The organism is Bacteroidia bacterium (assembly GCA_033391075.1).
Taxonomy (GTDB): Bacteria; Bacteroidota; Bacteroidia; order J057; family J057; genus JAWPMV01.
In genome coordinates this window covers 7,165,049-7,178,956 of sequence record JAWPMV010000001.1, presented here as the reverse complement: position 1 = coordinate 7,178,956, position 13,908 = coordinate 7,165,049, and the positions used below count along the sequence as shown (strand labels likewise).

12 protein-coding genes are annotated in these 13,908 nt (G+C 43.1%); 1 reads left to right on the top strand and 11 read right to left on the bottom strand.

Annotated features, from left to right (window positions below):
* The first annotated feature begins 2 nt into the window (after positions 1 to 2).
* On the top strand, positions 3 to 401 hold the full coding sequence (locus tag R8P61_28605) for a hypothetical protein (GenBank protein ID MDW3651072.1): 399 nt from the start codon (positions 3 to 5) through the stop codon (positions 399 to 401).
* A gap of 60 nt (positions 402 to 461) precedes the next feature.
* Here the strand turns inward: R8P61_28605 and R8P61_28600 are convergent, their stop codons facing one another.
* The 11 genes from R8P61_28600 to R8P61_28550 form a co-directional block, all read right to left on the bottom strand.
* Complete coding sequence (locus R8P61_28600; GenBank protein ID MDW3651071.1) at positions 462 to 1,052, bottom strand: DUF2911 domain-containing protein; 591 nt, start codon at positions 1,050 to 1,052, stop codon at positions 462 to 464.
* A gap of 157 nt (positions 1,053 to 1,209) precedes the next feature.
* Complete coding sequence (locus tag R8P61_28595) at positions 1,210 to 3,294, bottom strand: tetratricopeptide repeat protein (GenBank protein MDW3651070.1); 2,085 nt, start codon at positions 3,292 to 3,294, stop codon at positions 1,210 to 1,212.
* A 165-nt stretch (positions 3,295 to 3,459) separates the two neighbouring features.
* Positions 3,460 to 4,074, bottom strand: coding sequence for an SIS domain-containing protein (locus tag R8P61_28590; GenBank protein ID MDW3651069.1), 615 nt, complete (start codon positions 4,072 to 4,074; stop codon positions 3,460 to 3,462).
* 59 nt (positions 4,075 to 4,133) lie between these two features.
* Positions 4,134 to 5,615 (bottom strand): polysaccharide biosynthesis C-terminal domain-containing protein, encoded by a 1,482-nt coding sequence (locus R8P61_28585; GenBank protein ID MDW3651068.1) that lies wholly within the window; start codon positions 5,613 to 5,615, stop codon positions 4,134 to 4,136.
* A gap of 6 nt (positions 5,616 to 5,621) precedes the next feature.
* A complete protein-coding gene (locus R8P61_28580; protein ID MDW3651067.1) occupies positions 5,622 to 7,139 on the bottom strand; it encodes a PfkB family carbohydrate kinase in 1,518 nt (505 codons plus the stop codon).
* A 17-nt stretch (positions 7,140 to 7,156) separates the two neighbouring features.
* A complete protein-coding gene (locus R8P61_28575) occupies positions 7,157 to 8,149 on the bottom strand; it encodes a GDP-mannose 4,6-dehydratase (GenBank protein MDW3651066.1) in 993 nt (330 codons plus the stop codon).
* Positions 8,150 to 8,152: 3 nt separating this feature from the next.
* Positions 8,153 to 9,175 carry a methyltransferase domain-containing protein gene (locus R8P61_28570; GenBank protein ID MDW3651065.1) on the bottom strand — a complete coding sequence of 341 codons (1,023 nt, stop codon included), beginning with the start codon at positions 9,173 to 9,175 and terminating at the stop codon, positions 8,153 to 8,155.
* Positions 9,176 to 9,183: 8 nt separating this feature from the next.
* Positions 9,184 to 10,242 (bottom strand): DegT/DnrJ/EryC1/StrS family aminotransferase, encoded by a 1,059-nt coding sequence (locus tag R8P61_28565; protein ID MDW3651064.1) that lies wholly within the window; start codon positions 10,240 to 10,242, stop codon positions 9,184 to 9,186.
* 61 nt (positions 10,243 to 10,303) lie between these two features.
* Positions 10,304 to 11,299, bottom strand: coding sequence for an SDR family oxidoreductase (locus R8P61_28560; protein ID MDW3651063.1), 996 nt, complete (start codon positions 11,297 to 11,299; stop codon positions 10,304 to 10,306).
* Positions 11,300 to 11,309: 10 nt separating this feature from the next.
* The gene (locus R8P61_28555) at positions 11,310 to 12,083 is read right to left on the bottom strand and encodes a sulfotransferase (protein ID MDW3651062.1); all 774 of its coding nucleotides are present in this window, start codon (positions 12,081 to 12,083) and stop codon (positions 11,310 to 11,312) included.
* Positions 12,084 to 12,567: 484 nt separating this feature from the next.
* Complete coding sequence (locus tag R8P61_28550) at positions 12,568 to 13,815, bottom strand: hypothetical protein (protein MDW3651061.1); 1,248 nt, start codon at positions 13,813 to 13,815, stop codon at positions 12,568 to 12,570.
* Between the last annotated feature and the right edge of the window lie 93 nt (positions 13,816 to 13,908).

Below are 13,908 nucleotides of genomic sequence, written 5' to 3'. Positions count from 1 at the left end.
CAATGAAATTTCTCTTACGAACCCTATCGATAGCGGCCTTATCCTTTATTGGATTAAAATTCTTTGACTGGTGGATCATCGTCCTTGTCGCTTTGGCGGTTGGGGTGATCATGAGTGAAAAACGGCCACGCAGGCTTTTTGGGAAAAAGAAAGCTCCAGCTTATGCATTTCTTTCAGGCTTTCTCGCTATTGCAATAGTCTGGGGAGCAATGTCCTGGTGGCTGGACAGTCAAAACGCCTCTCTGCTAAGTCAGAAAATATTTGAGTTACTGAGCGGAGGTGCAAGCTCAGCGGTTTCTCCTGCCTGGGCCATGATTGGGCTCACAGCTTGTACCGGCGGATTGCTGGGTGGCTTTTCTTCCATGACAGGAAATCTGCTTGGGGAAGCTATCAAAAACTAAAGGATTCAAAACAAAAAAGGGAGCCTTAGGGCTCCCTTTTTTTATGCTTTATCGCAAAGCCTAGAAAGTAAATGGTACACGTGCCATGGTTTTGTCCCATGCCATAATCATATGAGCACCATCGTCTGACTTTTCAAACATGATCGCAAATGCTTCTACTTCAGAAGGTGTTGAAGCAGTAGGCACCGTGATAGAGGCGACGGAACTAGCTTCAGGTTTGAAGGCATAGTGTCCCCATCCATCCGTATCTGTGCTGAAGTGAACTTCCCATTCCTCTTCACTAGGAATCACATAAATGGTATAACGACCGGCTTCCAATGTTTTTCCACCAACTTTTACGTCTTTCATCAACAATAATTCTGTAGACTCATTGGCACCAGCTCTCCACATATCGCCATACTTCAGAAGTTCTCCGAAAACGGTTCTTCCATTTTTCATAGGACGAGAATACACTACACGCATAACGGGCTGTGCAGCGGCTTTATCTTCTTCTGTTTTGGCAAAGGCTCTAAAAGCAGCTCTTTGTGGATAGTAAGCCATATCCATTACACTTTTGTCTACCCCGGGGAATTTCAATTCTTCGCCTTCAGCTTGAGCCTGAAGCCCAAAAGATGCAAAAACCAGTAAAGCGAGTGTTAGAAACTTTTTCATAAGGATATTAATTTTGATTGTGAGAAGGGCTATTAACCCAACAATAAATGACTAAGGATTAACGGTTAAAACAATTAAAGTATTTAATGGGGGATTTGTTCTATTGTAGCGCAAATTCACAAAAATTATCGCGGCTTTAGGGTCAGTTAGCTGACACTTAATGGGCGAGTTTTGCTTTTCTGCTGGTGGAATCCGGCATTTCATTTTTGCGTGGAATTCTGATTTCAAATTTAGTCCCTGCTGAAGAAGATTCTTTAATCAGCAAGCTTCCTTCTATTTCTCGTACCATTTTTTGCGAGATCGACAATCCCAATCCAGAACCTTTATATTTTCCATGAGGAGAAACTCTCTTGAAAGCTTCAAAGACTTTTTCAAAATGGTTTCCGGGAATTCCGATTCCATTATCAGTAACGAAAAAAACATGGGCATGTTTTTCTTCCCGATAATCTATTTTCACCTGGGGAGCATTTGACTCATTGTATTTAATTCCATTTTCAACCAGGTTTTTAAATGTCAGGAATAAAGGAGTCCAATAGGAATGAACATGGGGTAAGTCAGGAAAAGAGAAATTAGCCTTCTGGCTTTCAAGGAGGGGTCTTAATGCGAGGCTTACTTCCTCCATCAAGGTATTGAGGGAGAAGCTTTCCTTTTTTAATTGACTCTTATCAAAATTGTAGAAAGAAGATATATCATCCAGCAGTTTCAGGATTTGATCTGTACTACGATTGATAAACATCAGATTCCGAACATTCTCTTCCGATCCGCTGTTCTCTCTTTCCAAAATCTCCAGGAGGGCTTTGATATTGTGTAAAGGAGCCTTGAGATCATGGGAGACTATTCGGTTGTATCCTTTAAGTTCGAAATTGGCTTGTTCCAGTTCCGCATTTAATTCACTCAGCTTTTCTGTGCGTTGCCTAACGGTCTTTTCCAGTGCAATATGATACTGTCTTTTCTGACGGATATTTCTGAAGAGGAAAGCGGCTGCAATGACGGCCAGGAAAAGTGCTAGCAAGGAAAAACTCAGAACAATATTTCTTTGCTTAATCGCTTGTTCACTGATTTGCCGGTCTTTCTCAAGCCCCTCAATCCGCATTTTATCTAATTTAAATCGATTCTCTGCATTGGCGATGTATTTTTGCCGGTCCAGGTCCAGAAGTGTATCTCTCAGCACCAGAATCTTTTTCTGCATAACATGAGCCTGCTCGAAATCTTTTTTCTCTAAGGCAATTTTCTCAAGTTCCTCATAGATCTTTATCTCATTTAGCGGAGATTCTCCTTCCAAATTTCCCAGGGCACGATTTGCGCAAAAGCTAGCATCCTGGAGTTTGCCCATTTTTCTCTTCACCCGCGCCATCGCGAGATCAGTCAGGATCAGGAGTTCCTTATTCCCTACTTTCTCCGCTACTTTCATGGCTCGATTGGCATATGAATAGGCTTTTTCATATTGCCCCTGCTCGGTCAGGTGTTCGCTAAGCTGAATCAAAGCAGCTCCTTTATCAAATAATGAACCTGAAGCCTCGGAATGTTTAAGGCCAATTTCGAAATATTTGGTGGCAGAATCAGGCTGATTTTGGGCAAGGAAAAAGGAGCCCAAATTCAGATAAGGCAGTACTTTTGCTTCCGGGATATCCACATCTTTAATGATGTCCAGTGCCTTATAAACATAAATCTTTGCCTCCGGGAGATTGCCCAGGTCGAGGTATAGTTTTGAAAGGTTATTGGTAAATATCGCCTGCGCACTCTGAAAACCATGGACTTCTGCAATCTCCAGTGCCTGCATATACTCGGCTTGCTGTTGTTCCAGTTTTCCTAAATGTCCATAAGCCAATCCCAGATTTCCATGCAGGCTACTGAGAAAATTGGCCTTACTCTTTTCCTTGCTTATCAGTTCGACGGTCTTTAGTCCCTGCTCAAATTCATCAACGGCTTCCTGGTACCTGCCGAGGCTAACCAGAAAGAGTCCTTTGGTATTGTGATGAAAAGCATATCGATCTGTTTTGCCGAGTTTTTTGGCGAGATCAAAAGCCATAACTGCATAAGTCAAACCTTGCTGTGCGTCATTTTCAAAAAACTGGCGCATCAGCAATTTTGCAGTTTCATATTTTGCGGAATCGGTAGGAGCAATCTCATAAGCATGCTTGAGACTATCCACTTCCGAATCGGGACCATGGGCAAAGGCTACCTGGTGCAAAAGAAGAATGACAAGTATTACAGGACCTAATTTTTGGCAGTAGGTGATCATCCCTATCTTGGATCAATTTAATTCAGACAGATCAGCAACTCAAAATTTTCCCGTGAGACAGGTATTCGGTAACGGGCGTTTTCCAGAACTTTTTTAGCTCTAAATCAATATATCTTCTTTTTTCTTTTTTCCCAATCGATCCTGCGCGAAACCCGACAAAATGGCCTAAACCATCTCCATGTTGCGCATAAAAATATCCCTTTTGTCAATGCAGTACATCTTTGCGTCAAGGAAAGAATGGATAATTAGCTGATGCAGGGTTTCCACAAATCCATAAGAATGGGAAGGAACATAGAAGTTGAGATCTCCCATGCTGCGCAAGGGATTTTCAGGATTAAAGCCGCTGCAGGTGATGACATGGCATCCACATTCTTTGCCTGCTATAGCTCCCCTTTTGATATTCTCAGAACCTCCGGAACTACTGATACAAATGACCACATCTCCTTCCACTGCAAATTGACGAATGGGAATTTGGAAGACATCCTCATAGGTGTAGTCATTAGAAACACAGGTAAGGGTAGGCGCATCATTGAAGGTCATGGCCCGTACATTTCCATTTTTCCAGAAATCCACACTCATATGACTGGCAACTCCGGCACTCCCTCCATTGCCAATGATCATGATCTTATTTTTATTTTCCTGCACGACTTTCAGAAGTTCCTGCACTTTCACCATGGCATCGGTATAGGGCATTTTCTCCTGCCCATCTGAGGCCTCAATCCCTTCCATAGCTTCCTGAAAACGTTGGAAATAGGTATTACTAAACTCTTTTATATCCACTACTATTCTTTAAAAATTTGAAGCGCAAGTTACGCTTTTCTTGCGGCATTTAGGGGGAATTATGAGGGCATTCCTTTCCGGCCCAGGTACTTATCGACCAACTGATTGGCTTCTGGCAGCAATTTCAATCCATAAACTATGATGCCAAATATGAAGCTCATACTAGCTGAACGTAGTATAATCGCCCAAATTTGATTTTCAGGCATAGGCGTATACAAACCGAAGACCAATACGACTAGCAAGATTCCCACTCCCAGAAGGGTATGCCAGGTATACGGAAAGACTTTAAATTTCACATAGACAAAAACGACGGAAGCAATATTGTAGAAGACAAGGGTAGCTGCAGTTGCCAGTGCCCCGCCTTTTAAACCAATTATCGGAATCAGGCTAGCATTCCCGACGATAGCCACAAACATCATTATCACATTGAGGTAGAGGTCAAAACGGAAGTGCCGTGAGACTATGATAATCTGTCTGCTGGGTCCGGTAGCTATATTGGCCAGGAATCCAATCCCCAGAATTACTGCAGCATCTCTTCCGTCGATGTGTTTGGGCAAGAGCTCGAAAAAGCTATCGATATTCGCCCATATCCCAATTAATATTAATCCTCCAATCAAGAGATTTGCCATAGAGTTCTTTTGATAGACTTCTCCGATCTCTTTCCAGTTCCTCTCTTTATATCTGATGGCAATCAAGGGAGCCACTATATTCGAAATTGCTCTTTTGGGAGTAGTGACCAGATTCGCCATATATAGGGCTACCCCATAGGAGCCTGCCAGACTTTCTCCCAGAATATCTCCCACCATGAGGATATCCACTTTCCCCAAAATCACTACCGAAGCATCAGATAAAAGGACAAAAAGCCCATAAACAATGACAATTTTTGCCAATCGACTGCCCCAGAAATCAAGGCTGAAACTAAAGGAAAGTTTCCCCAGCCAAATCAAATAGCTGGCAATGATAATACTGGGAATACAATAGCCAAATACATAGGACAGGAGAAAGGCGTCAAAATCCATCCATCCCCAATAGTAAATGACTATGATCAGGGTATGATACACCCGCATGGCTACTTGAAAAGCGAAATTGGGTACGACAGATTTAAGCAATGCCTGGGAAAAGGCTTGTAAGACCCGAAAACTGGCATAGCCAAAGCAGAATGGAAGTAGATAGAGAAAGTGGGCAGCGAATAAGGGAGAATTCTCCGCATATTGCTCAACGACCATATCTTTCCCCAATAAAAGAATACCCACTAAAAGCAGGAAACCTAGCAAGACATAGGTCGCTACAAAGCTGACAAACTTGCCTTGTTTTTCTTTATTGTCTTTGAAGTAGGGGAAAAAACGGGTGGTAATTTTTCCCGCCCCCAGGAGGGAAAATTCCGTTCCAACGATAGCTGCTCCCATCAGGAGTTCTATCAGCCCAAACTCTCCTTTGCTCAGCCACTCCGTATAGAGGAAAAGTTTATTTACAGCTCCCAGGACAACCCCGATAGCGGTGTAGATAAGGTTCCAAAAACTTTGTCGCTGGACTATTCCCATGATCGCCTATTTAAACATGTGGCTGATCATCTTATTCAATTCAGTTCGATTTACCGGGCGCTCATTTCCTAGAATCTGAACGGCTAAAGCTCCCACGCAATTTCCAATATAAGGCAATAAGTCTCCGGGACAAGCTTTGAGGGCACAAAGGGCGCTGACCGAAAGTACAGCATCTCCCGCACCTACCGAATCGACCACATTAGTCGCAAAGGCGGGTGCAAAATTGAATTGCTGATCTTTGGAGTAAACGGCTCCTTTTTGTCCCAGAGTAATGGTGATAGAGGGGCAAGCTGTATCTTCATGCAAGCGCGTAATCAAAGATTCCAGTTCGCCATATTTATCTCCATAAGGAAGTCTGATTTCATTTTCATCTATAGAAATGTAATCGGCATCCCGATACTTGGTGATATAGTTGTACCCGAAATTATTGCTATTGGTTTGGGCATTTACTGCTACGAATTTTCCTGTCTTACATAAAAAGTCTTGCAAAGCAGGGGAAATCAGGCCATGTCCAAAGTCAGAAATCATGACCAGATCATACTCTTTGATGATCCCTTCAAGATAACTGATGATTTCCTTTTCGAGATCCTGAGGGATATGGCTATCCTTCATATAAGTAACCTCAAAAATCTTGGAATTGAGGAACTCTGTCATATACCTCCGCTTGGTAGGCGTAGGTCCATCTTCCCGATAGAAAAATTTGGTGGAAATCTCAGCGCTCAATTTAGGCTCAATAATTTCCATCTGATCATTTTCTCTTCCCAGACAGGTCACAAGATGTACATCTCCGGCAAATTCCTTCAGGTGATTGGCAATGGCCAATACTCCACCGGCAAATTTCTCTGCTCTTTTGTAGAGGGTGGAAAGAGTTGGCGATTTAGAGGATTTTCCCAGAGGTCTGACATAAAAATATTCATCGATGATGGTATCTCCGATAACGAGAACTTTGGCATCAGAGAGACCATCGATAATTCCAATGATATCATCTGCTCCGTATTTGCCTTTGAGCATATTGACATGCCTTTGGGCCTCATCTCCCAGGGGATTGAAATGAGCATTGATGAGTTTCGAGGAAGAGAAGGTGATTTCATCCGTAAAATAGATATCTCCATCTACAGAGCGAATCGCATCAACCTCTTTTTGGATATTTCCGGTAAGGTCCTTTTCGAAGTCTCTATATTCAGAACCTTTTACATAAAAACTCGGCTTGAGAAGTTCTAGGGTTTCAATAGAAGTTGCCCATTTATTCAAAGCCACATAATCCACCACTTCCAGAGAAGCCAAAGCTTCCATTCTCATTTGCTCATTGAAGGCAGGTCTACCCGGACCTTTATTCACCAAATGATCCGGAGTAAGGGTAACGATCAATATATCTCCTCCGGCTTTTGCAGCCTCAAAATGTTTTATATGTCCAATATGAAGTAAGTCGAAGCAGCCATGACAATGCATCACGGTTTTTCCTTCACCCTTCAATTGTTCGATGATCTCTGCAAGTTGCTCGAGTTCCTGTATTTTATCTTTCATAGTATCAACCTTCTCTCCTACTTATCCCCCAGGTATTTAAACCAGTCTTTGGTGGCTTCTGCTATACTATCAGGCTCCCAAAGTGGAGCTTCTCTCCAATAATCGATATGCTCCATCATGATCCCTACGCCTTTCTCAAAACTCACTTTGGGCTCCCAGTCCAGCATTTGCCGGATCTTAGTGGTATCCGCAAAAGTACAATCCGGTTCTCCCGGTCTTTTAGGGATATACGTAACCTCTCCCCCCAGCAGTTGGGTCAGCTTATTGACGGAGTAATGGCCTCCGCTCCCAACATTCATGGTATGACCAATGGCTTTTTCGCTCTCAGCAGCTGCAATACAGGCGGCGGCTACATCGGTAACATAGGTAAAGTCTCTTGTCTGCGTTCCGTCTCCAACTACCGTGAAAGGCTTGTTATTCAGCTTTTGGGCAAGGAATACTCCGAATACGGCCCCATAGGTGCCTGAAGTTCTGGAACGTGGCCCATATACATTGAAAAAACGTAAGGCTGTATTGGCCATGTTGTAGACCTTGTGCCAGTTGAGTACGTATTGTTCTCCCAACCATTTGGTGGTTGCATAAGGATATTCCGGACGAATTTCTGCAGTTTCTGGTGTAGGATAATTATCCGGGATACCATAGCAGGAAGAAGAGGCAGCATATACCAGTCTTTTGACTCCGGCTTTTCTGGCAGCTTCCAGCACATTGATGGTTCCATCAACATTGGCTTTGTGATAATCCAAAGGCCTTTGTATAGAAGGCACTATATCAGCCAAAGCTGCTAAATGAAAGACCCAGTCCACACCTTCAAAGAGATGATCAACTTCTCCATAATTGGCAAGCTCTGCGATATTAACCTTCAGTAAAGGGTTTTCTTTTTGATGTTCGAGATTGAGGAGTCTGCCTGTGGAAAGGTTGTCAATGACCTGAACTTCCATGCCTCTCTCAAGAAGGGCATCTACCAAATGGCTCCCAATAAAGCCACATCCACCAGTTACGAGTGCTTTCATTCGCTAAAAGAATTTTTTATAGAGTTTTCGCAATCTTCCCTGACTGAGCGCATCGGCTTCCCAGGCAAGATCTCTTAATTTTTGTTTTTGAGTACGAACCCGACTGGCCATTACCCTTGGATCCTTTTTTCGCCAGATCCTCGGCATCCCCAGGATATCCTTCTTATTTACCACATGTGCTCTGAATTCCAGATCAAAGCCATGATCCGGCAAATAGTGATTCAGATTCATCTTATTGGCAGGCTTCCAGGCTTCGTCATTATCTCTAAGGTAAAGCGCACCGCCAGGCTTCAGGATACGATAGAAATTTTCTATCATATGTCTGACCAATTTCCCTCCAAGTTCTGGTAAGACCTGTACACAGAGCACCATGTCAAAAGAATTGTCTGGCAGCAAATCCAGGCGCCAGGTAGGAAGGTGATATATCCCTTTCTTATCCAGGTCAAGCCTGAAGTTGTCAGGGTCTTCAGCATATTCGTATAAAGGATACTCTGCCTGGCTATAGTAGAAATGTTGCAGGCAATAGGATTTGGGAATAGCATCCATAGATACCATCACCAATTCATCATTGAGTTGGGTCCAGAGATTGGCTTGTCGGCCAAAGCCTGCACCAAAATCGAGTACTCTGTTTATTTGATACCTATCCGGAACGGGATAGAGATGTGTAAGGAGATAATCCTGCGAATTATTTCTCCCTACTACTGCATCATAGGTCTTCACATCAGGAAATTCGAGCTTATGCGTAGCAAATATTCTCTGATCAAATGATCGGGAGAGTTCCTGCCATTTTTCCAAACGTGGATCTTTGAAATAATCCGGACGGTCTACAGAAAATTGCCAATGAAACCATTTCCGAAAGTCCTCGGCTCCATTGAACTCATAAAAATCCTGCGGTAAATCTCCTTCGTATTTGGTTTGCTTCTTATCCTGGTAAGACCAACTAGCTACCCATTTGGGGATGTACTTTGCCCGATCTTTTTCATAAACCTCTTTGAAGCGATCAAGTATATTTTCCAAATACGCCATGTAAACTGCTATTTTGATTCAAAGAATGCCTGGATCTGATCACAAATGTAGTGGACCTGATCGTTTGTAAGTTCGGGGAAGACAGGAAGGCTCAGGATAGTATCTGTCTGCTTTTCTGTAATGGGGAAATCTCCTTTTTTAGCCCCTAAATAGGCAGCAGATTCCTGTAAGTGAATGGGCACAGGATAATGGATCTTTGTATCCACACCTTGTTCCTCAAGAAAGCTTTTCAAGGCATCTCTTTCTTCTGTCTGTATGATAAAAGTATGGTATACAGCCGCTTCATCTTTATTATCGGTAGGTACCCAGACATAGTTCGCAATCCGCGATTGATATATCTCAGCAATCTCCCTGCGTCTTTTATTCCAGGCGGGAAGGTATTTCAATTTAACATTAAGAATAGCTGCCTGAAGGGCATCCAGTCTTGAATTCAAGCTCCAGAATTCACATTCATCTCGATTGCGATGTCCATGCGTCCGAGCTTTTAGCAGCCATTCATAGAGTTTCTGATCATTGGTGGTGATCACTCCAGCATCTCCTGCTGCATTCAGGTTTTTCAGGGGATGCAAACTAAAGCCTGCTGCTCTCCCCAATCCTCCGACAGATTTGTTTTTATAGGTAGCACCTACTGCCTGAGCAGCATCTTCCAACACCCAGAGTCCATGCTTGTCAGCTATGGCATTGATTCCGTCCATATCTGCTGGTCTGCCAGTGAGGTGTACGGCCATGATCCCTTTGGTTTTGGGAGTGATAGCTGCTTCTATTTTTTGGGGATCAAGGTTGTAATGTTGATTGACATCAACAAATACCGGTGTACCTCCCGCTAATGCTACGGAGGAAGCAGATGCTAAATAAGAATTGGGAGGAACGATCACTTCATCCCCTGCTTCCAGTCCAAGGCCTTTCATGACAAGGATCAGGGCGTCTGTTCCATCAGCAACTCCTACGGCATATTTCGTTTCGCATAATTGGGCAAAAGATTCTTCAAAAGCTTTTACCTCAGGGCCCAAAATAAACCATCCACTGGACATGACCTTTTCAACCGCATCCATGATTTCTTGCTTCATGGGTCCAGCGAATTGACCACCGATATTTACGTAAGGTATTTTTTGCTTGATCCCTTCCATATTATTCGAGTTCGATGTCTTGCATCAATTTTACATTGAAGTATTTAGGGTCAGAAAGTGAATCTGGAATTTTCCCATCATCAAACGCTTTCTTTAGGTCCTTCACAGCATCTCCAATGGTATGCTTTGGCACAAAGTCCAGTTCCTTTTTGATCTTCTCAGAGGAAACGTGATAAGAGCGCAAATCATCTGTCGGAGTGGTAATGATATTGACAGAGGGTCCGACCACCTCTTTTACAATGTCTGCAAGTTCAGCAACCGGATGGTTTTCGTAGCCTGCATTGTATATCCCACCTGCGACTTGCTCTTTTGGTAATTCGAGTAGATAGCAGTAAAGATCTGTCATATCCTCAATATGCAAGTTTGGCCTAAGCTGCGTTCCCCCGAAAACCGTAATCTTTCCTTTATTGATAGCCAGATTGGTGAGGATATTTACTACCAGATCGAGGCGAAGGCGAGGAGAGTATCCACATACAGTCGCCGGGCGTATGGTAACGGTCGTAAAATCCTCTGACTGATATTTCGCCAGAATATCCTCGCACATGGCTTTGAATTTGGAGTAATCCGTCAGCGGTTCCAATTCCATGTCCTCCGTCACATTGGGCGTTTCTTTAATCCCATATACGGAAGAAGAAGAAGCATATATAAATCGCTTTACTCCGGCATCTTTGGCAATGTTGACCATAGGCTCAAAAGCATCCAGATTGATCTCCTTTCCCAACTCAGGATTCAATTCAAAACTGGGATCATTGGAAATACAAGCGAGGTGAATTACTACATCATGTCCGGGGATTGATTTGGCTAATAATTCTTTGTCACGGATGTCTCCTTTGATTTTTGTAAGATTCTCATGCTCCGGCAAGACATCCTCCCCATAGATCATGAGATCAATTACACTCACCTTATACCCTTTGCCCAAAAGCTTGGGAACGAGTACAGAGCCTACATAACCAGCTCCACCGGTAATGAATACGTTGTGAAATTGTTTTTCTGCCATCTATTAATTGCTATAAATATCCGTAATGTTTCAGACCTGTCTCAGCTACCATTTTGATCTGATTTGAGATCGAGGCAGGTGTCTCAGGCTTGGTATTTCTTCCCCAGCGTTGTTTCATATTGCTAAACAGAGACTGATCCACTTCTAATTCTGTGAACTCGCATACCTTTTCTATGGTCTCATCTGCATTTGTCAGCAGGTCCTCATATTTCACCATATGATACTGCTTCGCATATTGAGGATTGTTTTCAAAGAAGGCCTGAATGCCCGCATTCAAGCTTAACCAGCTACCACCTACCTTGATCGGATCGCTGTCCATCTCATGTCTTACTGCAAATGACTGAAAGCTTTCCAGAGGACTTCTTACCAAATGAATGAGCTTAAAATTGGGCCATGCCTTGAATAAAGCCTCCACTTCAAGCGCTCTGGGGATAGGTGAACCCAAACACATTTCTCCTACAATATGACTTTTCTCTCCCCCCTCTTCTAAATAATTGTCAGCAATGGATTGAAAATAGCTTCTTAGGCCTTCAACTCTTCCTGCATCTATGCTCCCTTTAAGAGCTGCCAAATGTTTTTTCAATTCTGGTAGAGAACGAGCCTTATGCACCTGAGCTGTTATGTCCAGCTCCATGGTCATATCTGTAGAGTAGAACAACCAGGGGTGCACGAAGGTAGCGCCCATTACCTTAGGATGCTGATTTAATATACTTCTGCAAAACCATCTGCCTCCACTATGAGGCCACCAGGCTACCCCGATCAAAGGGACATTGCCATCATTCATATATACTTAAAATTTGCTGCAAAATTAGTCAATCTTTTCTACTTCTTTATTACGGTAACTATAAGAAGTAGGATTTTCTCCTAAAAAGTAATTCGGTAATTCTTTCCCCTCTTTCTTGATTACACTTTTTGAGATGTTTTTCCATCTTTTTTAGAAAAAGCTGGAGTCAAAAATCGCAGAGCCCAAAGCCAGCCTCACTTGCCGCCTCTTTTCCCGATGGACTCTGCAGGGCCAACGCGCTTGGGAAGAGGGGAAGGTGTTAGTGTATTAGGGTGCTAGCGATTGTTATTACTTAGATTCACCTCAACTCCAACGCGCTATTACTCTAACACGCCAACACTTCCCTTTGCGCGAGGGGGGCCCGCTGCTGCATCGGGTGCGGGGGCCGGACTGTGTGCTGGCTTTGCAGCAGCTTGATTTTTTCTTCTTTTCATCTAAGGAAAAGAAGAAAAAGACACCATAACACTTCTTTAAAGATCAAACTTTATCCCTTAGCAAGAATCTCCTCATAAAAATCAATCAAGCGAGGAATATTAGCCCCCAAAAAGACCTTTTCCCGATTCTTAAGAATCTCCTTCCGCCTTTCTACATAATCAATCCCTTCTATGATTTCCCGCATCTGGTAAAAGTCTTTTTTATTCACTTTTACTCCTCCTCCATAACGCCCAGCCATCCATGCCTGAAAAGCTAAATCTTCAGAGATGATCACGGGTATAGCTGCCTCCATATAATTGTACAACTTCTGGCTGCTCCCCCTCCCCAATTTGTTGAAAGTTCGGGAGGTATCTTCCAGAAAGAAAGGCAATAATCCGAAACTATATTGTCCCAATTCCTTTGCCAACTGGTCCTGTTTGACCGATTCATGCATATGGAAATAAGGATTTTCTGCCTCAATCTTATGGTATTCGGATAAGATAAGGTCCCGAAAACGCATATTGGGGGAAGGATAGATATGAAAATGAATCCTTTGCCGGGCAAACTCTTCGATCAGCCAGAACAGCTTCATACTCCCAAAGTGCTGATCGTCCTGAAAAGAGCCCGCTATAGAACCTGCGTATACAATGTGAATTTCATCCAGGGGTTTTATTTCTTCTGGCTCAATCGCATAATCTTCATCTGCATATACCGGGAAGAATAAGGTGGGCGGTCTTTGCTCAATTTCGTATTCCTTGCAGGCATTAATGAGTTCGATACTATGGCTTACCAATCCATGCGCATTGCGAATTGAATAGGCTTCATTTGGCATATCAAGGCGCATATACAGCTTGGGACTTTTCAAGCCAAAGTAGCTAACGTACATATCCTGCATATCCATGATCACGGGACTATCCGCATGATCAATGGCTATTTTGATGGGAAGACTGGGTATGGTAAAGGCATGGATAAGATCCACTCCTTTTAAGCCCTTTAACTTCCTTTTCAAATCCCAGGAAGATCGATAGCTAAGGACCTCAGAAAAAATCTCCGTATTGAAAATCTGAAAACCCTTCCCCTGAGCTGTCATCAGAACACAGCTATAATTTCCTTTTCTCTGCAGCCATTTGGCCATTCGGGGGATACGAGCTTGCAGGCTATCTCCTAAAAAAAGCACCAGTCTTTTATCCGAACTCGAAGAGAGATCAATTTCAGGGGTAGGCAAGCAACAGTACAGGAGGAAATCCAGCGAAATAAAAAATACCTGCTTTATACGCATCAGGTTTTTTTGCCAGATCTGCCTGAGAAGATTATTCATCCGTTTCTATAGGAGGAGCAAAGCTAAAAAAGATTGTTGATTCTCAGAATTCTACAGGAATTTGTTTAGTTTAAATATTGATCTTTCTTACTT

Excerpts from the sequence above, each read along its gene's own strand:
- R8P61_28605 (MDW3651072.1), top strand. The coding sequence starts at position 3 with ATGAAATTTCTCTTACGAACCCTATCGATAGCGGCCTTATCCTTTATT.
- R8P61_28600 (MDW3651071.1), bottom strand. The coding sequence starts at position 1,052 with ATGAAAAAGTTTCTAACACTCGCTTTACTGGTTTTTGCATCTTTTGGG.
- R8P61_28595 (MDW3651070.1), bottom strand. The coding sequence starts at position 3,294 with ATGATCACCTACTGCCAAAAATTAGGTCCTGTAATACTTGTCATTCTT.
- R8P61_28585 (MDW3651068.1), bottom strand. The coding sequence starts at position 5,615 with ATGGGAATAGTCCAGCGACAAAGTTTTTGGAACCTTATCTACACCGCT.
- R8P61_28580 (MDW3651067.1), bottom strand. The coding sequence starts at position 7,139 with ATGAAAGATAAAATACAGGAACTCGAGCAACTTGCAGAGATCATCGAA.
- R8P61_28575 (MDW3651066.1), bottom strand. The coding sequence starts at position 8,149 with ATGAAAGCACTCGTAACTGGTGGATGTGGCTTTATTGGGAGCCATTTG.
- R8P61_28570 (MDW3651065.1), bottom strand. The coding sequence starts at position 9,175 with ATGGCGTATTTGGAAAATATACTTGATCGCTTCAAAGAGGTTTATGAA.
- R8P61_28565 (MDW3651064.1), bottom strand. The coding sequence starts at position 10,242 with ATGAAGCAAGAAATCATGGATGCGGTTGAAAAGGTCATGTCCAGTGGA.
- R8P61_28560 (MDW3651063.1), bottom strand. The coding sequence starts at position 11,299 with ATGGCAGAAAAACAATTTCACAACGTATTCATTACCGGTGGAGCTGGT.
- R8P61_28555 (MDW3651062.1), bottom strand. The coding sequence starts at position 12,083 with ATGAATGATGGCAATGTCCCTTTGATCGGGGTAGCCTGGTGGCCTCAT.
- R8P61_28550 (MDW3651061.1), bottom strand. The coding sequence starts at position 13,815 with ATGAATAATCTTCTCAGGCAGATCTGGCAAAAAAACCTGATGCGTATA.